We start from the raw sequence: 24,176 nt of genomic DNA on the forward strand, positions 1-24,176 counted from the left end.
TTATATGAAAAATGTTGAAGTTGGCCGTAATAATTATTCCAAGATACCAGAGAACATTAATAAAGAATTTGTGCAGCTTGAAAGTGCTTTAAATAGGCGTTTTGGAAAGGATGTAATCTATAAGCGAGATTTTAATTTATCAAAAGAAATAGCCTCAAAACAGCCTCATGATAAAAAGCTTACCAATGAACTTCAAACGGCAATAAAATTTCTGCAACAAAGACATATACAAGAGCAAAACAATCTTGCGATAACACGCACGCCTTCAAAGGAAATTACAAGGTAGTTCGGTGATAGCTATCGATTGATTTATTTTTTTAAAAAGCATCTCGACGTTTAAAAGGATCATAATAAATTTCTGTTGCACGGAATTTACCTTCTAAGCGCTTGCATTGAATAATGACATCGATCATAGAAATCAACAAACCGCGGATGTCTTCGCGTGCTAAATCACTTCCTCCGTCGCTTTCTTTGACAAGAAGTGTCATTTGTTCAAAGGCTGCTAGAGTGGATGAAGCATGAACTGTTGTGATTGATCCTGGATGTCCGGAATTGACATTACGAATATAATAAAAAGCTGTACCATCACGCAATTCTTGTAAGAGTATTCTATCTGGTCGCATACGCAATCCAGATTCAAGTAGTTCTTTAACTCCAACCTGTGCCAATCCTTGATTATCTTTTGAATAAAATAACTGCACCTTGTTTGGATGAGGAACAACAAGCTCGGGAGTATCTTCAATAGTTAAAATCCGCTCATCTTCAGGAATTTTTGCAATTAAAGCTTTAGAGAGTGTTGTTTTTCCTGATCCTGTTTTACCAGATATTAAAATATTTTGTTGCGCAATAACGGCCTTTTCTAAAAAACTACTAAAGTCTTTAGCAATGAACAATTTCGTTAATTCTTGTTCGCTGTCGGATAGTTCACCTAATCGTCCAATCATCTGTTCAGATGGGGTAAAACTGACATTTTTAGTGACAGAAAACAAACCTTTTTCATGCAAACTTTCAAGAGAAAAAGTTCGTGAGGAAGGCTTACGAATTGTCATGCTAATAGTATTTGGTGCAGCCGCAGGAGGCATTACAATTTGTATGCGTTCATTATTGGGCAGTGTTGCTGAGAGGATTGGGTTTTCTACACTGATTTTCTGAGTTGTATAAGCAGCAACAACTTTTGCTATACCTTCCAATTCACTATATGTTAGTTCTTCAAGTTTATGTGTTTCCCAACCATTTTGGCTTTCGACCATGACCTCGCCAGGACGATTGATAACAATTTCAAACAAACTTTCATCATTTAAGTAATCATTTAATAGCTTTAACTTTGTTAAAACAACGGAGGTCCGTTCTGCATTTTTCGTTGCTGTCATGACAGTTTACTTTTACCGAACAGGAGAATGGAGAAAGAAATTGCTCGGGGCGGAACCCGTAAAGATTTTATTCTCTTTCTCTGTTACGGCCAGCTTGTAAACTGATGAAAAATCCAAATCTCTTGCTACAAAGATATTCACTAATTCACCCTGATTTTTTTCTAAGGTAGGAGGTATATTAATTTGATTTTCAAGAGCAATACTAGCGGCTTCTTTGCCAAGGTTGTTTGTGCCAGCGATTTGGATGCTATCACTTATCTGACCTGATAGGTTTGCTGAAGTATTATCAACAATAGAAAGTAACAATGCTGATCCAAAGCGTTCCCACCAATGGGTATTAATTGCGCCATCAAAACCAGATCTTCCTAAATTGTCAGTGGCTGGTGATGCGAGAGTAACAATGACTCCATTGGGTGTTTTTGCTCTTGTCCAGAGAACAAAAAGCCGGTTTTGTCCTTTTTTTAACCCAGCTCGATATTCACCAACAATTTGCGTTCCTTTATCAAGCAAAACAACGCGGCCATTATCAGATAAAATATCACGATTAATAACACAGCTTGTAAAACCTGGCTGATCACTGCTTATTGCTGTTTCTAATATACATGGAATGGATGTTCCCATTGCAATAATAAAATTTCTATTGCCTAGTAATTCTGCTTTTGTTCCTTCTATTTTTGTAGGCTTTAAAAGAGTAGAGAAATTTTGAGAATCTTTATTAAAGATTTCAGTTATTTCAGAAAGATTGTTTCTTTTTGTTTTATTGTCTTGGGAATGAGATTCACTAGCAAAAGCTAAAACCGGTGAACGTCTTGCCGCATCAAGCAATGGATCATCTTTGATATCCTCAATTGGCGGTGTTGGTGCTGGTAATGCAATTTGACCAATTTGCGGTTTTGGCTCAGAAGGAGCTAATTCTAAAGGAGTGAGTGAAGTATTAAAGCTTTGTACTTCTTTTTTGGGTTCTTTTTCTGTATCATCTGGTGTTGATGAAGTTGATAATATATTCCAAAGCATGTAGGCGCCAAACCCTAAAAAGGCGAGCCCTATAATTACTTTTTTTCTTGTTTCGCTTGATATACTATTTTGATTATCATCAATTTTTCCGCGATCTTCAGCGATTATCTCATCATTATTGTCACTCACGTATTTATTCCTTTCACTTTTCCCCTTAAAGATCTGTAACGATTTTACGTTCAACAAATGGTGAGGTTGTACCTGTTTCTGGATCGCTTCCTTTAGGTTGATAGGCTTCATTAAAAACACATAAAACGTTTGCTCCATGTCTTAAAATGAATTGGTGACTAATAGCATGCACAACGACCATATTTCCTTTTGTTGTTTTAGGAATGAGGGATTCTTTGCCATCACTTCCAACAATATAGATCGCGGGAATTTCCTGATTATCAGAAAAAGTAAAAGTGGTTGTTTTGCCATTATCATAAACTGATGTTGGTTCAAGAATAACCGTTCCTTGAGCTGAATAAGCCCAATTTCTTGGTCCATGTTGTTCATAAGCACCAAAGGCTTCATCTACATATAATGCTTGTTTTCTATCTTTTTTGAGTTGTGCTTCAATTTGTCTTTGTGCTGCTTCATCCTGAGGATAGCGAAATTTTACAAGGAAATATGTTTCACTTTCAGATGAAATTTCCCCATTTTTAACCATCAATTCAAATTGGTAAGATCGTTTTGATCCATCACGCCGTGTTGTTATGACTTGTAGATTTGTAATAGGCTGAACTTCTCGTGGTTTGAGAAAAATAATGTTTCCAGCCGGTGCCACTTCCCATGCAACACTATTTCCAATAGCAACATGTGCAATTTCTTCACTAGGGGAAAATTCTATTTGCACGGATGAACGTATAGATCCAATGATTTTTGTGACATTATAGGCATCATAATTGACAAAGCGAATTCTATTGTCATTAGGTGCACGTATAGGAGAGATACTAGCGTAGCTCACATTGTTTAAAAAAGAGCTGACCACAATGCTGAGGAAAAAAGAAAATATAATTTGCTTCATTGTTAATTCACCACTTCAGGATCAGTTCTGTATTCACGAACCATAAAACCAAGAGGATTCACCAAACGATTTTGCGTAGAAATTGGAGCGTTGACATATCCAAAAGTAAGAGTTGCTACCCAATGTGTAATGGATTCTTTATTAGTATCATTTTCACGAACTGTTTTATAATAACGAACCTGGGTGACATCTTTACTGATAAACGAAATTGATTTTACAGAAATGGTTGCAACAGCGTTTTTATATAAAAATTGTGGACTTTGTGGATTCTTGGCACCATACCATTCAGCAAATCTACCTTGCTCTTCAAAAGAAGATAACAAAGAAACCGTCTTAAAATTATTTTGCGTTTCGCTTAAATTGAACCCTTCACGAGCACGAACATATTTTGCAGCAAAATAGCGTGTAATAGCTTCATCAAAATTTGCGGGGCTTTCTTTTAATGCTTCAACCACCTCAACTATACCCGTTGAATTATCAACGCGGATTACAAATGGTTCAACTGTTTTGAGTGGTACAAGCACTATAACGGCTAATGAAGAGACAATTGCAGCTATAACTGCTACCCCAGCAATAGCAAGCGAGGCACGCGTAATACGGCGGGATGTGATTATTCGATCTTGATCAAATGACCGCGCTTCAGCAATGTATTGCTCAACGTCTTTCTTTTTCATTTTATTTACCCGCAATTTTTATATGATTCAATTTCGTGATGTTTTGATTTTTCAGCTAAAGCCATATCAAAACTATCATTTTGCGCTGATGATTTGACGCTTGTATCATTGTTGATCATGATTGGGGTGGAGGATGGATTTTTCCCTTCCCAATTCCACATTGATTTGTTTAAGGCTCGCTTAGAATATCCGTTACATTTCGGTAATGGTTTCGCTGTATTTTGAAAAGACGCACACCCGCTCATAAAACAAATAAGCGATAAAATGATCCCAATGTTTTTAAAATCCCGCATTTGTAATTTATCCTCTTCACACTCTTGTAACTAGCTTTCTAACAGCACGACCGACTGCTTTTGCTGTACGCCCACCTGCTTGTGCTGCTTTCCTGGCGTGTCTAGCAGCATCTTTTCCCCCTATAAGATTTGCACCACCTGAAGCTAAAGCCGTTGCAATGCCAGGTAAATTCATAAAAAGATAAATACCGCATATACCAACCGTCAAGAATCTGTTGAGGGCACTTGCTAAATCCAAAATATCATTTGTCATAATCTTTAGTGTAAGATTGAGATATAAGCCACCCAGCACAACCAACAATACTTGCAAAACAACAAAGTTTGCAACTTGACCTAACCATGCTTCTGTAAAACGTCTAGTTGTTGAAAACATGTAAAGACCTATAAAAAGTGGTCCTAATGATAAAACAAGAAAAAGACCAAGTTTAGCAAAAGTTGTGACGATAAAACCAACAGAACAAAATGCACCAACGATGATAATGCAGCACATACCTGTAAGCCATAAGCCAATCCATTGCCACCATTTTGCCTTCGCCGTTTTTGCAAAAACGTGCTTAGAAGTTTTTTGGACCATAGTATCCCATATATTATCGTCTATGTTTGACGTTTGCAGAACACTTGTAATAGCATTAGGCAGATCAGTGAAAAAGAATTTTTTGACCCAGACATTATACTCAGGGGCGTGTGTTGTAAGTGTAACAATAATAGCAAGTTTTACAGCTGTAGCTATAAAATCCAATAATGGTATGGAAGAACGCCCGTATGTGACATTATAACCAATGAACGCAATATAAATTGTTGCGCTTGCCATAATTGGGGTAGATAAAGCAGATGAAAGATTTACAATGTTTTCGTCCATTGTTTGCATAACGGGTTCCATCAATGATTTATCCATCTCACCAAAGAGGCTATATTCCTCTAATATTTTTGCCATTATAGGATATCCATTTTATTTACGATATTTATGAGTTCGTTACGTTATATATTCTCATATCATTCGTTACGAAGTTCTTTTTTTCGCTCCATTTCTTTTCTACGCTTTTCGAATTTTTTCCTATCTTCCTCTAGCTGTTTTTTGAGTTCTTCCATCCTATTGTTTCTATTTTCTATTTCAATTTCGTTGATGGCTTCCCGCACAGTTTCACAATTTTTAGAAGATTCTCCAGTCAGACATTTAAATGCCCATTCGCTGCGCAATTCTTTATTTTTTTTAAATTCTTCTGCACTGTAAATTTTTTCGCAACCTGTAATAACAAGCACAGTGCAAAGAAGCAGTATTGTCATAATGATTTTATTCATGACTAAATTTCCTTTGTGCTTTTCTTTATTAATTGTTAGAATCATCATAATTCTTTAGAAAGATTTTCATAGTACTCTCTATGGAGTTGATCCTCTGCTACCCGGGCGTTTTGACAATTTTTAGATTGTCCACCCATTCCACATCTAGCTGCCCATTCTTTGAGCAATTCTTCATTTTTTTTAAATTCTTCTACACTGTAAGTTTTTTCACATCCTGCAATGATAAGCCCAGTGCAAAGAAGTAGTGTTGTCATAATTATTTTTTTCATGGTTGAATTCCCCTTTTATTTATGAATTCGTTTCGTTACCTATTCTCGTAATTATTCGTTGTGATGTTCTTTTTTCTGTTGAATTTTTTCGCGTTCTTCTTTCTCTTTAAGCCGTTTTTGGTATTCTTCCATCTCTTTTTTCCTACGTTCTTGTTCAGCCTTTTCACGTGCTTCTCTCTTTTTATTGAGCTCTTCTAGCAATTTGTTGAGTTTTTCCTCTCCTTTTTTTGCACGTTCTTGTCCAAGCTCGTGGGCAGCTAATCGCATGTTTTGACAATTTTTAGATTCTTTACCCATTCTGCATCTTGCTTGCCATTCATCACGCAATTCTTCATTTTGCTTAAATTCTTCGACACTGTAAGTTTTTTCACAGCCTGCGATAATAAGCCCAGTGTAAAGAAGCAATGTTATCATAATGATTTTATTCATGATTAAATTTTCTCTCTTAATTTTTTATGATTTATAGTTGGTCAGCATAACTTTTGTATCGCGCTCTAAGTTCTTCTTCATAACGGAGCTCTGCAGCTTCAATTTCAGCCTGTTGAATCATAGCAGCAGCTTGCATTTGCAAGACTTGTGTTTGCAACATTGCCTGCGTAGCTGCTAATTGCGCTTGAATACTTTGAACTTCACCGGCAGTTTGTGCATTTTTAAGTTGTTTCATTAGTTGTTCAATAGTTTGTTTCACTTCATTAGCTGATGCATAAACAGCTTCGCCTGTGGCTGCTTGTCCCTGGTTGCGTTGTTCAGCTTTTTTAACCTCTTCTTCGTAGAAAGCATCAACTGCTTCTTTTGATCCTGCACCACCTGCTGGTTTTTTATACGAAAGCTTTTCTTCCCATTTTGCACTGTTTCCACTTTTACCGTCTAACAATTTTTCAAAATCACCAAAATTGGAAGGTAAGGCAGCTTGAATTTCTTTATTATTGAGCATTTCTTGAAGTGAAGATAAATCTGCAATGCCATTTAGAGAGCCGTACAATTTCTTCATTTCATCGATTTGAGAAGTTAATTGGTCAAGCTGTTGTTTGCCTTGTTTTAATTGTTCTATCATTTTGGCAACAGCTGCTGCATCGAACGTGGGCATTTGTGCTAGTACATTCGGTGTTAACCCAAAAGAGATTATACAAAATGCTATTGTTAGTAAAATTTTCCTCATTGTTTTCGCCTTTCTTGAAAGAGCGGAAGCCATTTTTCTGGAGATTCACCCACTTCGCTCATGATTGTCTCCAGTAATTCAACATTCTTGGTTGTTCCGCTTAAAATGGCTATTTCATCATCAAATCCACGTAGATTTAGTTCTGCAACCACAGAACTATGACCTTGTTTGACTAAAAACCGGCGTGACTCCCGCGTTAATTCTGTTTGTATCAAGTTAAACTCTCGATCTGATAATTTAAAACCATCCACGTAATCTGCGTAATTTCCCTTTTGGTTAGGAAAATATATTTGTGTTGGGCATTGTTCTATAATGGTGTGTGCAATTGTTGAATTGAGTGCGTCTCTTGGTGATTGCGTTGCAAAAAGCATTAAACCATTTTGTTTACGGATTGTTTTTAGCCTGTCTTGCGCAAATGTTTTAAATGAATCATCTTCTAGTGCTTTCCAGAACTCATCAATAACGATGATAATGCGGCGCCCGTCAATCAGATCAAGTATTCTATAGAATAAATACATCATTAATGGAGGACGGATTTCGTCATTATCCAAAAAGTCAGTCATATCATAACCAATGAATTTTGCGTCAATCCCGATATCATCGTCATCATTATCAAAGACCCACCCTAAGGCATTGCCTTTACGCCATTTTTCCAAACATCCAGCGATACCCTCCCTATGGGTAGTATCAAAAAACATTTGCAATGCAGATATTGTGCGCTGTTCTCTAGGCAATAAGGCTAGTTGATCAACAGCTGCAGAAATGTCCTGACGCTCTGCTTCAGTTATTATTTTTCCCTCGTTAGAGACAAGCTTTGTAATCCAGTGTCGTAAGAATACTTTGTTGGCAGGATTGCTATAATCTAACCCCTTTAGCGGTGCTATACCTGTTGGCTTACCATTTTTTAGTGGCATGTATGTGCCGCCACCAGCTCTAACAAACAGTTCTGCTCCACGATCTTTATCAAAAAATACCATGTCAGGGTCATGCTTTTGAAGCTGAGCTAATAAAAAATTGACAATAACGGTTTTACCAGATCCAGATGGACCGCAAATAAAAGTGTTTCCTAAATCACCAAAATGAAAGTTAAAGTAAAAAGGAGATCCAGCTGATGTTTTCATAAGAGCAACAGCAGGCCCCCATTGATTGCCATCTATTTTTCCAATCGGAAATGAATAAAAGGGTGAAAGTGCTGCATAATTACGGCTTGTAATAGCACCAGAACGCGTTCGATAAGCATAATTGCCCGGAAGTTGTGCCCACCATGCTGCTTCAAGCCCTAAGTCTTCACGAGCAACGACAGCACCACCTTCTGTAAGGCGAGCACGTGCTTTTGCGAGATTATCGATGAGCTCTCGTTGTGTGTCAGCAAAGACTGCTAATGACAAGTGATGCTCGCCTAAAACAAAACGATTTGATTCAAGATCATCCAATGCATCATCTAATTCATCAATTTGAGATCCTGCGCGATCCCCGGCGTTGATCATCTGATTTTGTTTACGCCCCATAATTTGTTTTGCAACGTTTTTGCTTTTGAAAATAAAGGATTGCGTAAAAATGAACTCACACGGGAGAGTAAGCAAACCATTTGTCATGTCTGGTCTGGTTTTAGCCGGATACTCTTTCCAACCAAACATTCCCGCAAACTTTTGCTTTGCTTCGTGGCGTATTTCTATGATTTCTTTACCGAAAATAATCCGATCTGAATATACAGATGATGCTATTGTTCCCCATGTAAGAGGTACACGCTCATAACGACCACCTACCAATTGGTGAATAAACTCACTTGGTGCAGAAAAAATATTACCGTTATGTTCATAAAGACCAAGTTGTTTTACACCATAACGCGCTAAGTTCTGCATAAGATTGGTTGCAACATCTTCAAGCTTACGAATTGACTCTGCGTCTACCTCTGTTTCTGCTTCTTTTGCTTTCCCTAAGCGTTTAAAAAAGTCAGCTAATTTATCGGTTTTATCAACATGAGGGTTCCATATGATTGAAAGATAGAGGTCGTTACGATATAATTCTTGACACACCATTCTTTGACGGTACTTATCATCCAATGTCTGTGCAAATTCTGATCTGAAAGTGCCATCTGGATAGACTGTTTCGCGCCTTCTGATAATATGACTGTAAATTGCTATCCGCTCATCAGCTATATTTTTAAAACAGTTATTTAATTGTTCATGAAAGACATTAAGATCAGCAATATCTGCTGTTTCAAAATTAACCCCTTCAAGGGCTATAACAGTCATAAGCGCTCGTGATGACAACGCTATAATATGTTCATTCACATGGCGCACATAAGGTATGACTGATTCCGGCTGGGGTTCACGCTTACGTTGAGCTGTGTTCATTTTAGCTCCTCATAATTACGGATTAACCGTAATGGAGAAATGCTACCACCTCCCCATTGCTCAGCGTTTCTTGAAAACTTGCGAGTTTGCAACCACGCAATAAGAACACGAAATTTATTATGATCGTGTTTGATAATTTCCTTCATTATAAAATGTACAGTAACACCAAGTGCCATGAAGAAAATATTACCTGCTAGAATAAATATTATGAGCGTGCCCATAAAATTTAAACCCATAGCTTCTACTGTAACGCCCGCAATCATTGCAGGCCGTGTACAGGCAAGAAACAATGTATCTTCAGTGAGCTGATCACACTCTTTCATTACTTTAAATCACTATGTTAAGATGATGATAGCATTCCTACAATTTGTGATGCACCGAAAATAATGCTTATACCGACACAAACAAAGAAAGCTTTGCGCATTTCGATATAACCAGCAATCCACGCGATACCAGTGCCAGCAACGGCAATAGTCGCAATAGATTTTGCAATGGTTCCCGTCATAGCATTCACTATTTTATCAAGAGCATTTTCAACTTGCCCAAAGCTTTGAGCTAATGCTGGGTCACTTAATGTTATAAATGCGATAAACAAGATAAGCCCTGTAGCTAACCATTTCTTTTGTGTATCTGATATAGTTAATTTGTGTGAAGGCATAAAATCCCCCGCTCCTTTATATTATGATAGTTTTATAAAAATTATAACTATATTAAATGAAAAAATACTTTGTACAACTATTTCATGAGAATAATAATTTTATTACAATGAATATAAACAGAAAAATATTTCAATCGTGGTTTAAATATCTAATTTTAATTTATATTATTGTTGTTGTTATTTTTACTTTTAGTAAAAATACTGAAAATTTTATTGAATTACCTTTCATTCAAGAAGCAAAATTTATAATAGAAAAGCAATTTCGAGATCCCGATCTAAAATTTACTTTTGATTCAGATAAACCAATAAAAATTTCCGGTTCATCACAATTACACAAAGAGAACACACCAGTTTATTCAGGCGCTATACAGGTAACAAGCGGTGTTACTTTTAAAATGATAACACCTGTAGATGAGATCTGGCGAAAGAGAATTATACGTCGTGTTCAATTGTACGGCGTTGAGTCATGTGAACCACGTCAATTTGCGTTACGTAACGGTATTCAGTGGCCTTGTGGTTTTTTTGTTACTGCATGGCTTGTATCGAAAACAATCGATAAAAATGTTACTTGTAAACAAGCTCGTGTCGTCAGGCAGATTCATTACGCACAATGTTTTGTTGATGGGGTTGATATTGCCAGTCTAGGTCTTTCAGAAGGAATGATGGTCTTACCAAAAGATCAACATAATTTTCCTTCACCTGCACACTACAAAGAATTGCAATTTTCTGCTCAAAAAGCCAAAATCGGATTATGGTCTGGCGATTTCGAACATCCAGAAGATTGGAGAAGAAGAAACGGTACTTATAATCCTATCGATCCGCATTGATTGTTCTAAATAAAATCAAGAGCTGGCTTCATTATAAAAACTTTTAAGAAATTTGTTATCAGATATAAAATATTATATTAACTTTGAGATTCTTGAAAGATAGCTTCTAAAAGTGGCCGGACAATATTTCCACAACCGGCCCTCCCTAGTAATACTGTCAAGTAAAAGTTGACCACAGCCTGCTTTGCATTCTGCATGGACAACTCCAATCATGGAAAATTGTTGTTTTTATTGACGCTTTTACTTACTCGCATCGGGCGGTCACTACAGCGCTATGAAGGGGCGCGTTCCCTTCCCTCTACATCGTTTCGTATCGCTATCGCTAGAGAAAACAATGAAATAAATGATATGAAAAAGAGAAATACAAACCTCAAAAAATAAAAACCCAACTGACTAAACAGAAGGGTCTTTCGGGGGGGGGATCATTAGAAAATAAAATAACCTAACTTGTGATTAGATTAAATCAGTTCAGAATGATTTTTTATAAAGCAACAAAAAGCTACGTCACTATAATATGTTTTACAAGAGGATTTTCTCATTTTTTCTTTAATTGCACAAGAAACAGTGAAGTATGATTATTATTTACTTGTAAAGTCTTCAATATCAGTTTGATATCCATCATCTAGAGAATCTTGTTTTATTTGATTTGTCTTTTTTTTAGTTTTGGTAGAAGATGAGTTTATTTGATATTCTTTTATAAAAACAATTTTTTCACCTTTGAAGAATATCGCTGGATTAATCCAATATTGATTTGGTAATTTTGGTTGTAAAATTTTTTTATTTATAAGTTCTTTTATACCTATATAAAATGTTCTATCAGTCATATCCAGCTTTTGTCCGTTAATTCCCCCATCATACCAAATCAGAGTAATACTCCCATCATGGTTACCTTGATTGGTATGATATATTTGCAAAGCTAGAATAAGGGCACGATATGCAGTGCGAGATAAACTAAAAATTGCTTGAACACCGGCAGCAAATATTTTGATGAAGTCCTTTTCATCTTCTTTTTCAGTAATCAGAATCGTAGATATATTAGTTGTTTCATCAGTGTTTGGATCAACCGACTTTTGTTGAGTAATGGATGTTTTGATGATCTGATTATCTATACAAAATTCAGACTCATTAAGAAAAGGATTTTCAAATGGTGAATATCGTCCTTGTCGTAAATTTACTTCTTTCATTTCAATACCCATATATGAATTGAAATATTTTCTTCAGAAAAAAACAAAATAAATTGACAATTATAGAAGAATCATTTACCTAAAATGTCATAATTAACCATATAATTGACAATTGTATTGTCATAAATGACAGTTCATATATCAGTCAAACATAGAAAGCAAACTATGAGATATGCGGATAATCCATTTGATGCTGATAGAGTGCTTCCAATTAATAAAAAATGGATTCAAATATCACGATTAAGTCACCCAACAAGTAAAAATAAAGGAACGCATATTACCACATACAAACAGGCAAATCATAAGCAGTTTGTGATGCAGTCTATTGATGCTATTAAAAAAATTTTTGAACTTAAAATAGCTGGTGTAAAAGCTTTTAGAGTTTTAATGTGGTTGTTTCAAAGCAAAACAATTAGCAATAATCCAGTACTCTTAAATAAATTTGTTTTAGAAGATTATTTAAAATCTCAAGAAGAAAAAATAACACTATCACACTCAACCTTTTTACGTGGTTTGGTTGAGTTAGAAAAAGCTAATATTATAGCTAGATCTTTTCATCGCGGTTGGTATTTTATCAATCCTAATTTTGTATTTAATGGCAATGACATTGTTTTTTCTTTGCATATTTCATGCAGTGAAAGAAATAAAGATCCTTTAATAGAAGAAAGAAAATCGGAAGCCTTTGGCTTGCTAATCTAATACAATGAATAGGAGGAAGGGGACCTTAAGTACAGTAAACAAAAGAGCAGGGCCTTGGAGTTTATTAGTATATTGAAAATGTTTTTGTTTTACGTATAGTCGTAGACTGCATGAAATATGCGGATCAATGATTCTTTTTTAATAAGAGGAAATTAATGGCAAAAAATAAAAAACCCAACTGCTGAAACAGAAGGGTTTTCTAAAAACATTCATAACATAATGCATAAAAATGCGGAAAAATGACAATTCCCAATTTAATGCATTACGAAGAGTTCTGCAAGAGTTTTTTTTGCGGAAATAAGGTGTTTTTATCTTTTTTTGCCTCTAACAGAGAGGTTAAACTGATTATGGTTAATAAAACATCGGGAAGACGCTTAAATGCAAAGCATTTAGAATATATGAAAATTGCAGACCATGCAGAAATTGGTTCTATTAATAGAAGCCAGCTCATTATTCTTGCACGGCAATTGCCTATAACAGGTCTTATCAAAGGAACAGAGGCTCATTTATTAAGCATTCTTCTAAATACAGCTCCAATCGCTTCATTTGAGCAAGGAGGAATACCAGTCATATTTAAAAGCAATCGTCAAATTGCTTCGGAGATTGGGTGTACTGTTGTTCATGTGAGCAGATTACTCAGCCGACTCTATGATAAAGGCCTTATTGTTATGCGGGACTCTGGAAATTTTAAACGATTTCCCGTCAACTATAATGGTAGTATCTCAATCGCCTGCGGTATTGATCTTAGCATCTTAGTTGCACGCTATCATGAACTTCAGAATTATATTTATACAATTAAGGAAGAACAAGACCTTCAGAAAGACGCGCTTCGAAGATTTCGAGGAATTTATCGTCAATTACGTTCTAAAATTACAGAATCCACACAAATTAGTTCAATAGTTTTGGAACGTGTAAAAAAAATTATGACTGCGGTTGGTGTACCAACAAAGGCATCATTTTCTAAACTTGAAAAAGCTATTCGACTTTTCAATTGGCTTTTAAATCGCTTTTTTTCTAATAAAATGTTATGCACGTATATCGAAAATGTTATGCACATACATAATACAAATCCCTATCATATTTGTAAAAGTAATACGGATACACAGAAAACAAATCACTCTTCAAAAAACAAACTAACAATAATGAATTCGGATAAATCCGAATACTCTAAAACAATTAACGCGACTTCCAGTCGCTATGAAAATAACAGTGAAAAGAACACATGTGAAACCGAGCCAACACTTCTTTTAAATGATAGCGTATTGCCTCAAATTAAGCCCGAGACTTTAGTTAGCGCTATGCCTAACGTCTCTGAATTCCTTGATAACAAACTCAATTCAGTCGACGATTTAGCAAGATCAACAGAGTTTTTAGCTAAAATGACTGGTATTTCTCCTGATGCCGTTAAGCAGGCTAGAGAAATTATGGGATTTAAAAAAGCTGCTCTTGCTGTTGGGATTATTCTCGAAAAATACGCTCGTCAACTTATTCATTCACCAGGAGGATACTTGCGTGGCATGATTGATAAACAAAAACGGGACGAGTTATATCTTGAACGTTCTATTTATGGATTAATTCAATTAAATGAACAGACTGTTTGGCAAAAATAAAAGTGTAAAAACATGTTGGACAACAAAAAATTAGATAAGATATTAGAGAAAACCATTGTTTCAATTGCTTAGATTCATGACTTAGACTAATATACAATGTATATTTTCCTACATAACGATGAGGAGATTTTAATGAAAAAGAAATTACCTAAAAGCTATATGACTGATGCAGAACGTGAAGAATTGAGAGTGGGAGGGTTATCTCAAGATGCTATTTATACTGTTGAATCAGAGGCTGCAGATCGCGCTAATGATGGACAGACAGCGTGGGAATGGTTAGCCATGACAGAATTACCAGCTCATTCGCTTTTATGTCTTAGAAAATGGAATGGACCCCAATTTATTCGTGATATGGGGTTTTCTACCAAAAATGCTGATGAAGAATATGGACCAGATTGGTTGGATAAAGGTGTTGTTATAGGAGGTCACCATTTCTAACGAAATTGAAATTTTAAAAAAGTTTTTATTGCGAGAAAATAACCATGTAAAAAATGTAGAGGATACATTAGCGGTTAAAAAATTGCATGATGTACGAAAGGATCTTTGTAATTATATTCGCAATGTTGGCCAAAGTAGGGATTTGTCATTACTTCTCAATACGGAATATAGTATTGTAGAAGGTGATTTATCTAGATATGCCAATAGTCCAGAAATGAAAAGTAGCCTTAAAACTGCTTTGATTGAAATCAATGTTGTTAAAGAACATACGGCAATTGTTGCTGATCCTACTCAGTATCAACTGATCAACAAAGCGCATAGTTTGTCAAAAAACCGAAAAAATGGATTGCCTTATGACGAGGCACGTCAGGCAATGGCGTCGCATTATACACGGTTAGGTAATTTAAACAAAGCTCGTTTAACGGTAGTTGAAAAATCAATCATTGAGGCACGGAGAGACAATATGAAAGTCATGCGCAGACTGTACGAACAAATGCAAGCAAAAGCTCTAGGGATTCATCTGTCTCAAAATAAAGGTATTTCCCTTTAGTGATTTATCGACTTTTTCTAAGATGGAGATTTTAATTTTACATTATATACGCTAGATATATGCTATACGTATAATAAATTATTTTTACAGATATTACCTTTTTGAATAAAATTTTTAGTTATAGTTAGAAATTAATTGTAAAATCACCTTCTGTTTTATAGGTGTAAGAACTCTAAAACTTTTTAAAAGCAGATATTCTTCTTTACTCGATATGATTTCATCATGATGGTGCACACCACCTTCTTTTGTTGTGGCATCAGGGTAAAAAAAGGAAATAGGAACATCAAATATATCAGCAATGTCTTTCAACCGTCCAGCTCCTACACGATTTAATCCTTTTTCGTATTTTTGGATTTGTTGAAAGCTTATACTTAAATGATGAGCCAATGTTTTTTGAGACATTCCCAACATTCTTCTTCTATATCGGATTTTTTTGCCTACAAAAATATCATTATGAGGATTTTTTTGCACTCTTAATACCCCCGCCGGTAGCGAGCGCCCTCGCATTGGTATTCCGGGAGTCTAAAAACACTGAGTTCAAGTCAGCTTTTTTGCTTTTAGTGCTATAGCACCTGGACATCACAAAAACTCCCGGAATCCCGGGAACCCCATATGATAATGGGTTAATTTTTGTGTTCGAATGTAGGGTTTTTAGATCCCTTTTGATCGCTGCGTATACGATCAATTACACCTTTTAAATCATAAAGTAGTTTCAGAAAAATGGCAATAAAAATAGTTTTTAATGAGAGGTTTTCCACCTCTCAAACTCACCGGACCGCTCACCAAAATCATGAAATCGTTACCGCGTTTAGAGAAGGGACTAACAAACCTAGGTTCTTAAGGTCAAGGAAGGCCCCTACGGGGCGCTTAACAGCGTCCTTGACTTAGAACCTAAACGGTTTGTTTTGTCCTTCTTACGCGGCTCCGAAATCATGATATAAGGGGGGAGCTTATAAAGGCACTTACGTAGAAAAAAGTTGATAAAAATATAAGGCTTTTTATGAGTTATGTATTTGAAAAATATATAAAAAATGTCAAAAAAAGAGAATAAAATAATTGACAAAAAAAGAGAATTTTGTTATATAAGTACTCAAGTGCTGAAAACACTAAAACAACTAGCGGATAGGTTACGAAACAATCTCTCCCCTGTCTTTAAAAAGCTGACTATCTTTTATACATATTCCAGCGTATAACGATTTTGTCGGGTGTGGTTACACCATACAATACCCTTTATGGGGAAAGTGTAACGATGGACTAGTTGCCATGTTTTCAGCGCCCGGCGCCCGTTAGGGGTGTCAATTGAAAACTTTTTTTACAACTAGGAGTTCATTATGAACACGGTCTCAAAAAAATATGAATTTACAAGTGAAACCCAAAAACTTGGTGAGTGTACTTTTCATCGTATTCGTGCCTTAAGAGACTTTGGTGATATTAAAGCTGGTGATCTTGGTGGTTTCATAGAGAAAGAAGATAATCTTTCTCACTATGGTGATTGTTGGGTTGAAGATAATGCTATGGTTTATAATGACGCCTATGTGTGTGATAATGCTATAGTTAGTGGAAAAGCTCAAATTTTCGATAATGCTAAATTAAGAGGGGGTGTACGTGTTTATGATGATGCATCTGTTTATGGAAATTCTATAGTGCAAGGAGGTGTTGAAGTTTATGAAAGGGCACGTGTTTATGACAATGCGGTAGTTATGGATCGTGTCAAGGTTCATGGGGATGCTCATGTATACGAAAATGCTAAGGTTGGTGGTTCTGCTGAGTATATAGGTAATGACAGAATTGGTAATAATTATGTACAACCTCGTATGGATGGAAGAATAGTTTTTATAACAGTGAAACAGTAGGTTTTTAACAAAGTAAAAGCCGCGTCATTGATATGATGCGGCTTTTTAAGCATCAATGTGGATCTCAATTTATCCGTGATATGGGATTTTCTACCAAAAATGCTGACACAAAATATGGACCAGATTGGTTGCTAATTTATAGTGTTAATGATGAACACGTTCATTTTGACAGAACAGGAAGTCATTCAGATTTATTTAAATAATCATTCAATAGACCAACCTAATAGATTCAAAACCGTATCCCCTTTAGAACATAAATATGAATCAAATCAATGATAACGAAAAGAAAAATAATATTAAAGACACTATTATCAATATATTAAAATTTTATAGTTTCCTGCTCATAGTAGGTTTTCAAGTTATCCTAATGCTTCCAATACTTTTACGTCTGTGTTTAGGTCCGTTAGAACCAAGTTTGTTCATTATGCCGATCTTGCTCTCATTAGGCTTTTTAACAGCGTATGTTTTAGCAAAAATGTCAGAATAAACGATCATTTTTTCTGATATGAAACCATATATTTATTTGACATTTTTTTTGAATAAAAATATATCAGTTTTAATCTAAAATAACCTTTTTGCTGAACATGCCAAAATTTTATGCTTATTTACGAGTTTCCCGTGATGGGCAAGATACAGAAAATCAGAAATTTGGCTTGTTAGAATATGCTAACAGAAATGGTTTTGCTCCACTCTATATTGAAGAGGAAATTGCAAGTAGAGGAAAGGATTGGCGAAAACGTAAACTTGGTTTTTTAATTGAAAAAGCAGAACGAGGAGATGTGTTATTGACACCTGAATTTTCTCGTATAGCTGGTTCTTCTCTTGCTGTCTTAGAAATTCTCAAAGCCGCTAGTGAACGTGGTTTAATTGTTCACGTGACAAAACAAAATCTTGTCATGGATGGGAGCTTACAAAGCGATATTATCGCAACCGTATTAGGTATAGTAGCGCAAATTGAAAGACATTTAATTCAAACGCGCACAAAAGAAGCATTAAGTGTTGCTCGTCAACGAGGTATTAAACTTGGTCGGCCAAAAGGGAGTATTTCTACGCAATTAAAACTTGATAGCCATATTGATGAAATTCAAGCACTCATTAATGTTGGTTTATCGCGAAGCCGTATTGCTAAACAATTAGGAGTTAGTGTGAATACTTTACACTTATTTATTGAACGCAGAAATATTAAACCTACGAAAATTAAGCCAATCATTTCTATGCCAATTGCGTAAGAAAAAACTTTGTTAAGCAATATATTTGAGACTACTAAAAAACAAATATCAAACTCAGAATAAAAACAAAAATATAAGTATATAAAAATAGACAAATTTTTTCTTGAAACTCAAATTATCATTTGACCACATATACCTATATGGGTATAAAACATCTTATGGATGGGATATTGAAACGTATCATATGGCTTGGGTCATCACGCAAAGATGTAAAAAGTTTTCCCGATAGCGTTCAACAGAGAATTGGTTATGCGCTTTATCTCGCTCAAACAGGAAATAAAGGAGAAAATGTCAAAATTTTGAAAGGCTTTGGATCTGCAAACACATTAGAGGTTATTGCGTACGATAAACAAGGAACTTATCGCGCCGTTTACACCGTGCAATATAAAAGTACTCTTTACATACTCCATTGCTTTCAAAAAAAATCAACTCATGGCATTGCAACATCTAAATTAGACATGGATCTTATCAAAGAACGTTTAAAATTAGCAGAACAACTAGAAAAGGAATAAAAATGACAGACATTTTTCATGGAAGTTGTAATATTTATGCAGATCTTGATTTTCCAGATGCTGAAGAAATGCTTATAAAAGCAAAACTTGCTAGAAAAATTAGTCAAATTCTTAAAGAAAGGGGTTTAACTCAAAAGCAAGCTTGTCAACTTTTGACCCTTTCTCAACCTAAATTATCTAATCTTCTAAATGGAGAATTTCGAGGGATTAGTGAAATGAAAATGCTTGAATGTTTAGCTGAATTGGGCAATGATATTAAAATTGTTATTAGCTCTGAAAAAGTGAACACGCTAAAAGGCCATGTTGATGTTGTTTTTGCTTCTTAATTAATTTTTTCAGAATTGTTGTAATAATCAATTAAAAACTGCAAAACATCACCAAGAGTTAAAAGATCTTGCCCAGGTGGCGTTAATTTTTCAGCGAGCATACGAAATTCTTCGTCAACATCAGGTCTGATTGAGAGAGTTATGCGGTTAGTTTTCAGACTGCGGCGTCTAGAACGGCCATCAATAGAACCAGATTTAGTCAAAATAGGTTCTCTTAGATTTTCATAGGATGCATGACGCGTTGTAAAACCACTTTGTTGTGCAATTTTATCAATATCTTGTTTTTCACGTTTAGGAGCTTTTGTCATAGGCTTTAAATTATGTAGATCATTTAAGGCTGAAAATGTTGATTTGCGTTCTTTTATCATTTTATTATTCCTTCAAGTTTTAATGCTTCTACAATATCAGTAGCAACTTGCTCAGCATTCTTTATGGCAGATTCAGCGTTTGACACATCTTCTTTATTGAGTTGATAAAGAGTGCAACCAAACCCAAAAATAGAAGAAAAAGCAGCTTTATTCATTATTCCATGATTCAAAACAGGAAGCTTTGCTTCAGTCAGTTCTTTACGGATTTCTTTCTCTTCACGAGTTTGTATTACAGAGCATTTTGAGAACATAATACGATAAGGAATATCACTTCTTCTCGCTCTTCCTTCACGAGCTATAAAAGCAATGACTTTTGCCGCTTCGCGACTATCAAGTTTTGTTCCAGCCATAGGAATAATAACCATATCAGAACGACTAATAGCATATGATGCTGTTATATTTGCTGACCCTTCAAGATCAACAATAACAAAACTATTTGTATCAGCTGCTTCGTCTATAACGTCTATAATAGTGTTTTCATTAACCCCTCCTTGAACATCTATATTGTTTGGATAATGAGGACCAGCATTTTGCCACCATTCATCAGCAATAGGTTGATTGGGATCAGTATCTATTATTTTCACTTTAGATCCATGATGAGCTAACACCTGAGAAAGAATAAGCGCTGATGTTGATTTTCCAACACCACCTTTTGTTGAACAAAATACAATTGTTGGCATGTATAAAAATCCTTACATATGTATTATATATGTCAGACTTATATACGACATACACTTAACATATGTTTAACGTCTGTAAAGTTTATATAACACATATGTATTACGTATGTTAAGCATATGTCATACATATACTACACATACAATAAATTATTTTCTGTCGCTACTTTTGGAATAATGTTTTAGTTATAATTAGAAATTAGCTCTAAAATTACCTTTTGCTTTATAGGTGTAAGAACTCTAAAACTTTTTAAAAGCAGATATTCTTCTTTACTCGATATGATTTCATCATATTGAACGCAGAAATATTAAACCTACGAAAATTAAGCCAATCATTTCTATGCCAATTGCAGCATTACGGTCTTAACTTATTCATTAAGAAAGAAGTTTTGTAGGTTGTCCGTTTTTCGTTAATAATTCAATCGCTAATTTATCAAATGAAACAAAGGTCTCACCACCTAGCCAATTTCCTTCATAGGATATAATACCATCAGCAAAATCTCCACCAGCCTCAAGGATAACAAGACCCGCTTCAACAGCTGGTCGATTCATTATTACATTACTAGTTGCTAGTAAATCACGTAACATTCCAGCTACATCTTCTTTTGATAATTTTGCACCTCGACGAAGTATCCAAACAAGTTCACAAAGACAAGATAAAGAAATAGCTATGAGTGAAGCTTCTCTTAAGATCTTGCTTGCCACCTTACCCTGCTTTTTATCGTCTTGTAAAACAGCGCGAGCTAAAACATTTGTATCTACAGAAATCTTCATTTCTCATTCGCCCAACTAGAAGCAACAATTTCGTTCATTTCTTCAATGGTTAGTGGTTTTTTTAGTTTTCCAGCAAATCGTCCAATAAGGCTCTCAATTGTGCTTGTAGGTTGTGACGCCTTTATACGAAGTTCACCACCTGGTAATTTATCAAAATCAATCCTCTCACCTGGTCTAATACCAAGATGCTGTAGTAAATCCCGTTTCAACGTAATTTGTCCTTTTGCTGTAACAGTTAATGAAGGCATAAAAAAGTCCTCTTATTATAAGTATAATCATTGAGTATATATAAAAGTAATGCAAAATTCAATTACTTTCTCACAAGAAATTGTAAGCAGATGGTCTATCTCAAAATGATAATAGAAAATCACTGTTAACCGGAATATATACCCTATTTTCAATTATTACGCATAAAATAAATAGTGAATATTTATTATTTACGTACAAAATACGTAATAAATATTGTTTATTTATCAAATAATTACAAGAGTGCTACATATCATGAGTTTAAAAGGATTTTCTATGTCAATGAGAGGTTTTCCGCCTCTCAAACTCACCGGACCGCTCACCAAAATCATGAAATCGTTTCCGCGTTTAGAGAAGGGACTAACAAACCTATGTTCTTAAGGTCAAGGAAGGCCCCTACGGGGCGCTTAACAGCGTCCTTGACTTAGAACCTAAACGGTTTGTTTTGTCCTTCTTACGCGGCTCCGAAATCATGATAATAAGGGGGGAGCTTATAAGGGCACTTAAGTAGAAAAAATGATAAAAATATAAGGCTTTTTTATGAGCTATGTATTTGAAAAAAATAGAAAAAATGTCAAAAAAAGAGAATAAAATAATTGACAGTAAAAAAGAATTTTGCTATATAAATACTCAAGTGATCAAAACACTTAAGCCGTAAGCGGATAGGTTACGAAACAATCTCTCCAATGTCTTTTAAAACTAACTATCTTTTATGCGTATTCCAACGTATAACAACTTTGTCGGGTGTGGTTACACCATACAATACCCTTTTATGGGAAAAGTGTAACGACGGACTTACGGCCGTGTTTTGAGCACCCGACTTCTGTAAGGGGTCAATTCAAAACTTTTATTAACCGTAAGGAGTTCATTATGAACGCGATCTCAAAAAAATATGAATTTACAAGTGAAACCGTAACAGCTGGTGAGCATACTCTTTATCGTATTCGTGCATTAAGAGACTTTGGTGATGTTAAAGCTGGTGACCTTGGTGGTTTTATAGAAAAAGAAAATAATCTTTCTCATGATGGTGATTGTTGGGTTGGGGGTCATGCTTTTGTTTATGGTGACGGCGGCCGTGTTTATGAGAATGCTATCGTGTGTGGTAATGCTGTTGTTTGTGGCCACGTTTATGGGAATGCTCATATGTCTGGAATGACTCGTGTTTATATTCGTGGGAGAGTTTGTGGGAATGTTCGTGTTTCTCATAAAGCATGGATTTATAATGATGCACATGTTTTTGGGTATTCTCAAGTCTCTGGTTCAGCTCGTATTAGACCAGGAGCAAAAGTTTATGGTAATGCAAAAGTCTCTGGTGCGGTAAACATTTATGGTGAAGTTTATGGGAATGCTACGGTTGGTGATCATTTTGATGTTTACGGTTCTGTTTATGGTGATGCAAAAGTGACTGGTTATGGAAGGATTTATGGAAAAGTTTATGGGAATGCAAGAATCAAAAGACACAGCGATTTGTTTCGTGTTCCAAGAGACTGTGAGGTTTATGAAGGCGATAATCTTGTTAAGATGGCAGCGTAAATAATAGGCGTGGGGGGTGCCTGCTTTTAAACAGCAAAAAACAAAGCCGCGTCATTTATATGATGCGGTTTTAATTTTGATTAGTTTTGAAAGAATTAAGCTCGCAAAAGAAAAGTTTAAAGTTTGTTTTGCATCTTGTAACGATACGAGTTATAGAAAAAATTAGAAAGTTTAACATAAAGGGATGAATATCAAATGATGATGAAAAATCCTCCACACCCTGGTATAGTGTTACGCGATGATGTAATAAAAGACAGTGGCTTATCTGTTACTGAGGCTGCAGAACGGCTTGGTCTATCTCGTGTAGCACTTTCTAGGGTTTTAAATGGAAAAGCTGCTATTAGCGCTAACCTAGCTATTAGACTTGAAATGGCTGGTGTAAATACTGCACGTGTTTGGTTAGATATGCAAACAACTTATGATTTAGCGCAAGCTTTAAAACGTAAACAACCTAAAATATATCCTCTTTACGCCAACTCACATTAGTATCTTTCCTACCATATGGAATGTTTTTTAAGGCATTTCTTGAAATGCCCTTATAAGCTCTCCCCTTATTATCATGATTTCGGAGCCGCGTAAGAAGGACAAAACAAACCGTTTAGGTTCTAAGTCAAGGACGCTGTTAAGCGCCCCGTAGGGGCTTCCTTGACTTTAAGAACATAGGTTTGTTAGTCCCTTCTCTAAACGCGGAAACGATCTCATGATTTTGGTGAGCGGTCCGGTGAGTTTGAGAGGTGGAAAACCTCTCATTTTAAATTATGTGCGAATAAAGTGACCTCTCATTTATTCGAAGAGTGCGAGATCATAACCGGGAGGCGCTAGACGTAGTAAGAGCGTATCGTAAGCCCAAGTGGCTGATAAACAAACACATGCAAAGATAAATCCACCGATCATTATTGTCATGTTTATGAACGATGTTTCATGGTCTAGTAAATATCCATAAACGAAGAAGAATACCATTAACATTGACCCCCCCGCAAAAAAATTTAGGAAGGCACGAACTGGTGTGCGAATAAATAAAAGGAAAAGGAAAAGGAGATGCAAAAATCTAGCTACAAAAAATAAAAGTATGCGTATAAATAGATTGCGTTTACGTTTCTTTTTTGGAACAGGCTGTTGTTCGTGTAAGCTCTCTTCTACTTTGTTTAGCTCAACCTCAGATACACTATTCATTATCCTCATCCCCTCGCGCCTTTAATATATAAAATCATAATTTACTATATATTGTATCGTTATAGTGCACAAGTG

Annotated in this window: 31 protein-coding genes and 3 pseudogenes; 13 read left to right on the forward strand and 21 right to left on the reverse strand. The window is 35.5% G+C overall.

Going from position 1 to position 24,176, the window contains the following annotated elements:
- A pseudogene (locus tag GGR10_RS05885) lies at nucleotides 1–286 on the forward strand (hypothetical protein); the annotation flags it as partial.
- Nucleotides 287–317: 31 nt separating this feature from the next.
- Here the strand turns inward: GGR10_RS05885 and virB11 are convergent.
- Genes virB11 through GGR10_RS05950 form a run of 13 tightly spaced genes read right to left on the reverse strand, consistent with a single transcriptional unit; the run spans nucleotide 318 to nucleotide 10,102 of the window.
- Nucleotides 318–1,370: a P-type DNA transfer ATPase VirB11 gene (gene virB11, locus GGR10_RS05890; protein WP_182480327.1), complete on the reverse strand. Its 1,053-nt coding sequence runs from the start codon at nucleotides 1,368–1,370 to the stop codon at nucleotides 318–320.
- Between the two features lie 12 nt (nucleotides 1,371–1,382).
- Nucleotides 1,383–2,513: a type IV secretion system protein VirB10 gene (virB10, locus tag GGR10_RS05895; RefSeq protein WP_339379949.1), complete on the reverse strand. Its 1,131-nt coding sequence runs from the start codon at nucleotides 2,511–2,513 to the stop codon at nucleotides 1,383–1,385.
- Nucleotides 2,514–2,538: 25 nt separating this feature from the next.
- Entirely contained in the window at nucleotides 2,539–3,393 is an 855-nt protein-coding gene (virB9, locus tag GGR10_RS05900; RefSeq protein ID WP_182480329.1) for a P-type conjugative transfer protein VirB9, read from the reverse strand.
- Between the two features lie 2 nt (nucleotides 3,394–3,395).
- Complete coding sequence (locus GGR10_RS05905) at nucleotides 3,396–4,067, reverse strand: VirB8 family type IV secretion system protein (protein WP_010703100.1); 672 nt, start codon at nucleotides 4,065–4,067, stop codon at nucleotides 3,396–3,398.
- Nucleotides 4,068–4,072: 5 nt separating this feature from the next.
- Nucleotides 4,073–4,360 carry a type IV secretion protein VblB7 gene (locus GGR10_RS05910; RefSeq protein WP_182480330.1) on the reverse strand — a complete coding sequence of 96 codons (288 nt, stop codon included), beginning with the start codon at nucleotides 4,358–4,360 and terminating at the stop codon, nucleotides 4,073–4,075.
- A gap of 16 nt (nucleotides 4,361–4,376) precedes the next feature.
- Nucleotides 4,377–5,294 (reverse strand): TrbL/VirB6 family protein, encoded by a 918-nt coding sequence (locus GGR10_RS05915; protein WP_246316877.1) that lies wholly within the window; start codon nucleotides 5,292–5,294, stop codon nucleotides 4,377–4,379.
- A gap of 59 nt (nucleotides 5,295–5,353) precedes the next feature.
- The gene (locus tag GGR10_RS05920; RefSeq protein ID WP_246316879.1) at nucleotides 5,354–5,707 is read right to left on the reverse strand and encodes an EexN family lipoprotein; all 354 of its coding nucleotides are present in this window, start codon (nucleotides 5,705–5,707) and stop codon (nucleotides 5,354–5,356) included.
- A complete protein-coding gene (locus tag GGR10_RS05925) occupies nucleotides 5,704–5,928 on the reverse strand; it encodes an EexN family lipoprotein (RefSeq protein WP_078664149.1) in 225 nt (74 codons plus the stop codon). The genes GGR10_RS05920 and GGR10_RS05925 overlap by 4 nt, the downstream gene beginning before the upstream one ends.
- A gap of 51 nt (nucleotides 5,929–5,979) precedes the next feature.
- Nucleotides 5,980–6,357, reverse strand: coding sequence for an EexN family lipoprotein (locus GGR10_RS05930; protein WP_182480331.1), 378 nt, complete (start codon nucleotides 6,355–6,357; stop codon nucleotides 5,980–5,982).
- 31 nt (nucleotides 6,358–6,388) lie between these two features.
- A complete protein-coding gene (locus tag GGR10_RS05935; RefSeq protein WP_182480332.1) occupies nucleotides 6,389–7,087 on the reverse strand; it encodes a type IV secretion system protein in 699 nt (232 codons plus the stop codon).
- On the reverse strand, nucleotides 7,084–9,444 hold the full coding sequence (locus tag GGR10_RS05940; protein ID WP_182480333.1) for a VirB4 family type IV secretion/conjugal transfer ATPase: 2,361 nt from the start codon (nucleotides 9,442–9,444) through the stop codon (nucleotides 7,084–7,086). Before GGR10_RS05940 ends, GGR10_RS05935 begins: the two co-directional genes overlap by 4 nt.
- The gene (locus GGR10_RS05945) at nucleotides 9,441–9,767 is read right to left on the reverse strand and encodes a VirB3 family type IV secretion system protein (protein ID WP_182480334.1); all 327 of its coding nucleotides are present in this window, start codon (nucleotides 9,765–9,767) and stop codon (nucleotides 9,441–9,443) included. The genes GGR10_RS05940 and GGR10_RS05945 overlap by 4 nt, the downstream gene beginning before the upstream one ends.
- A 17-nt stretch (nucleotides 9,768–9,784) precedes the next feature.
- The gene (locus tag GGR10_RS05950) at nucleotides 9,785–10,102 is read right to left on the reverse strand and encodes a TrbC/VirB2 family protein (RefSeq protein ID WP_182480335.1); all 318 of its coding nucleotides are present in this window, start codon (nucleotides 10,100–10,102) and stop codon (nucleotides 9,785–9,787) included.
- A 107-nt stretch (nucleotides 10,103–10,209) separates the two neighbouring features.
- Here GGR10_RS05950 and GGR10_RS05955 point away from each other — a divergent pair, with 107 nt between their 5' ends.
- Nucleotides 10,210–10,929: a nuclease gene (locus GGR10_RS05955; RefSeq protein ID WP_182480336.1), complete on the forward strand. Its 720-nt coding sequence runs from the start codon at nucleotides 10,210–10,212 to the stop codon at nucleotides 10,927–10,929.
- Nucleotides 10,930–11,507: 578 nt separating this feature from the next.
- Here the strand turns inward: GGR10_RS05955 and GGR10_RS05960 are convergent.
- Nucleotides 11,508–12,113 (reverse strand): hypothetical protein, encoded by a 606-nt coding sequence (locus tag GGR10_RS05960; RefSeq protein ID WP_182480337.1) that lies wholly within the window; start codon nucleotides 12,111–12,113, stop codon nucleotides 11,508–11,510.
- A 165-nt stretch (nucleotides 12,114–12,278) separates the two neighbouring features.
- On the opposite strand from GGR10_RS05960, the gene GGR10_RS05965 reads away from it, so the two are divergent.
- From GGR10_RS05965 to GGR10_RS05980, 4 genes are all read left to right on the forward strand, one after another.
- Nucleotides 12,279–12,812 carry a replication/maintenance protein RepL gene (locus GGR10_RS05965; protein ID WP_208431802.1) on the forward strand — a complete coding sequence of 178 codons (534 nt, stop codon included), beginning with the start codon at nucleotides 12,279–12,281 and terminating at the stop codon, nucleotides 12,810–12,812.
- Nucleotides 12,813–13,159: 347 nt separating this feature from the next.
- Complete coding sequence (repC, locus tag GGR10_RS05970) at nucleotides 13,160–14,422, forward strand: plasmid replication protein RepC (protein ID WP_182480338.1); 1,263 nt, start codon at nucleotides 13,160–13,162, stop codon at nucleotides 14,420–14,422.
- Between the two features lie 132 nt (nucleotides 14,423–14,554).
- Nucleotides 14,555–14,860, forward strand: coding sequence for a hypothetical protein (locus GGR10_RS05975; RefSeq protein ID WP_010703167.1), 306 nt, complete (start codon nucleotides 14,555–14,557; stop codon nucleotides 14,858–14,860).
- 28 nt (nucleotides 14,861–14,888) lie between these two features.
- A complete protein-coding gene (locus GGR10_RS05980; protein ID WP_182480339.1) occupies nucleotides 14,889–15,410 on the forward strand; it encodes a hypothetical protein in 522 nt (173 codons plus the stop codon).
- 114 nt (nucleotides 15,411–15,524) lie between these two features.
- On the opposite strand, the gene GGR10_RS05985 is transcribed toward GGR10_RS05980, so the two are convergent.
- Nucleotides 15,525–15,917: a helix-turn-helix domain-containing protein gene (locus tag GGR10_RS05985; protein WP_182480340.1), complete on the reverse strand. Its 393-nt coding sequence runs from the start codon at nucleotides 15,915–15,917 to the stop codon at nucleotides 15,525–15,527.
- Nucleotides 15,918–16,741: 824 nt separating this feature from the next.
- Between GGR10_RS05985 and GGR10_RS05990 the strand changes: the two genes are divergently transcribed.
- From GGR10_RS05990 to GGR10_RS06010, 5 genes and pseudogenes are all read left to right on the forward strand, one after another.
- Nucleotides 16,742–17,263: an LbetaH domain-containing protein gene (locus tag GGR10_RS05990; RefSeq protein ID WP_182480341.1), complete on the forward strand. Its 522-nt coding sequence runs from the start codon at nucleotides 16,742–16,744 to the stop codon at nucleotides 17,261–17,263.
- A gap of 47 nt (nucleotides 17,264–17,310) precedes the next feature.
- Nucleotides 17,311–17,466: pseudogene (locus GGR10_RS06895) on the forward strand (type II toxin-antitoxin system YafQ family toxin); the annotation flags it as partial.
- A 381-nt stretch (nucleotides 17,467–17,847) separates the two neighbouring features.
- Entirely contained in the window at nucleotides 17,848–18,492 is a 645-nt protein-coding gene (locus GGR10_RS06000; protein WP_010703122.1) for a recombinase family protein, read from the forward strand.
- Nucleotides 18,493–18,662: 170 nt separating this feature from the next.
- A complete protein-coding gene (locus tag GGR10_RS06005; RefSeq protein ID WP_425485862.1) occupies nucleotides 18,663–19,004 on the forward strand; it encodes a type II toxin-antitoxin system RelE/ParE family toxin in 342 nt (113 codons plus the stop codon).
- Nucleotides 19,005–19,006: 2 nt separating this feature from the next.
- Nucleotides 19,007–19,330, forward strand: coding sequence for a helix-turn-helix domain-containing protein (locus tag GGR10_RS06010; RefSeq protein WP_010703120.1), 324 nt, complete (start codon nucleotides 19,007–19,009; stop codon nucleotides 19,328–19,330).
- On the opposite strand, the gene GGR10_RS06015 is transcribed toward GGR10_RS06010, so the two are convergent.
- From GGR10_RS06015 to GGR10_RS06030, 5 genes and pseudogenes are all read right to left on the reverse strand, one after another.
- Nucleotides 19,327–19,698, reverse strand: coding sequence for a hypothetical protein (locus GGR10_RS06015; RefSeq protein ID WP_010703119.1), 372 nt, complete (start codon nucleotides 19,696–19,698; stop codon nucleotides 19,327–19,329). The two genes, GGR10_RS06010 and GGR10_RS06015, sit on opposite strands and share 4 nt — an antisense overlap.
- Nucleotides 19,695–20,378: a ParA family protein gene (locus GGR10_RS06020; RefSeq protein ID WP_007478103.1), complete on the reverse strand. Its 684-nt coding sequence runs from the start codon at nucleotides 20,376–20,378 to the stop codon at nucleotides 19,695–19,697. Before GGR10_RS06020 ends, GGR10_RS06015 begins: the two co-directional genes overlap by 4 nt.
- A gap of 179 nt (nucleotides 20,379–20,557) precedes the next feature.
- A pseudogene (locus GGR10_RS06900) lies at nucleotides 20,558–20,668 on the reverse strand (helix-turn-helix domain-containing protein); the annotation flags it as partial.
- An 82-nt stretch (nucleotides 20,669–20,750) separates the two neighbouring features.
- Entirely contained in the window at nucleotides 20,751–21,149 is a 399-nt protein-coding gene (locus GGR10_RS06025) for a type II toxin-antitoxin system VapC family toxin (RefSeq protein ID WP_182480343.1), read from the reverse strand.
- Nucleotides 21,146–21,397: an AbrB/MazE/SpoVT family DNA-binding domain-containing protein gene (locus tag GGR10_RS06030; protein ID WP_010703117.1), complete on the reverse strand. Its 252-nt coding sequence runs from the start codon at nucleotides 21,395–21,397 to the stop codon at nucleotides 21,146–21,148. Before GGR10_RS06030 ends, GGR10_RS06025 begins: the two co-directional genes overlap by 4 nt.
- Before the next feature lie 868 nt (nucleotides 21,398–22,265).
- On the opposite strand from GGR10_RS06030, the gene GGR10_RS06035 reads away from it, so the two are divergent.
- The gene (locus GGR10_RS06035; RefSeq protein ID WP_182480344.1) at nucleotides 22,266–22,928 is read left to right on the forward strand and encodes a hypothetical protein; all 663 of its coding nucleotides are present in this window, start codon (nucleotides 22,266–22,268) and stop codon (nucleotides 22,926–22,928) included.
- Nucleotides 22,929–23,126: 198 nt separating this feature from the next.
- Entirely contained in the window at nucleotides 23,127–23,414 is a 288-nt protein-coding gene (locus GGR10_RS06040; RefSeq protein WP_182480350.1) for a HigA family addiction module antitoxin, read from the forward strand.
- A gap of 297 nt (nucleotides 23,415–23,711) precedes the next feature.
- Here GGR10_RS06040 and GGR10_RS06045 read toward each other — a convergent pair whose 3' ends face one another.
- Nucleotides 23,712–24,101, reverse strand: a complete 390-nt coding sequence (locus tag GGR10_RS06045; RefSeq protein ID WP_246316881.1) for a hypothetical protein — start codon at nucleotides 24,099–24,101, stop codon at nucleotides 23,712–23,714.
- Nucleotides 24,102–24,176 lie beyond the last annotated feature (75 nt).

Origin of the sequence: Bartonella chomelii (assembly GCF_014138465.1) — a bacterium.
Taxonomy (GTDB): Bacteria; Pseudomonadota; Alphaproteobacteria; order Rhizobiales; family Rhizobiaceae; genus Bartonella; species Bartonella schoenbuchensis.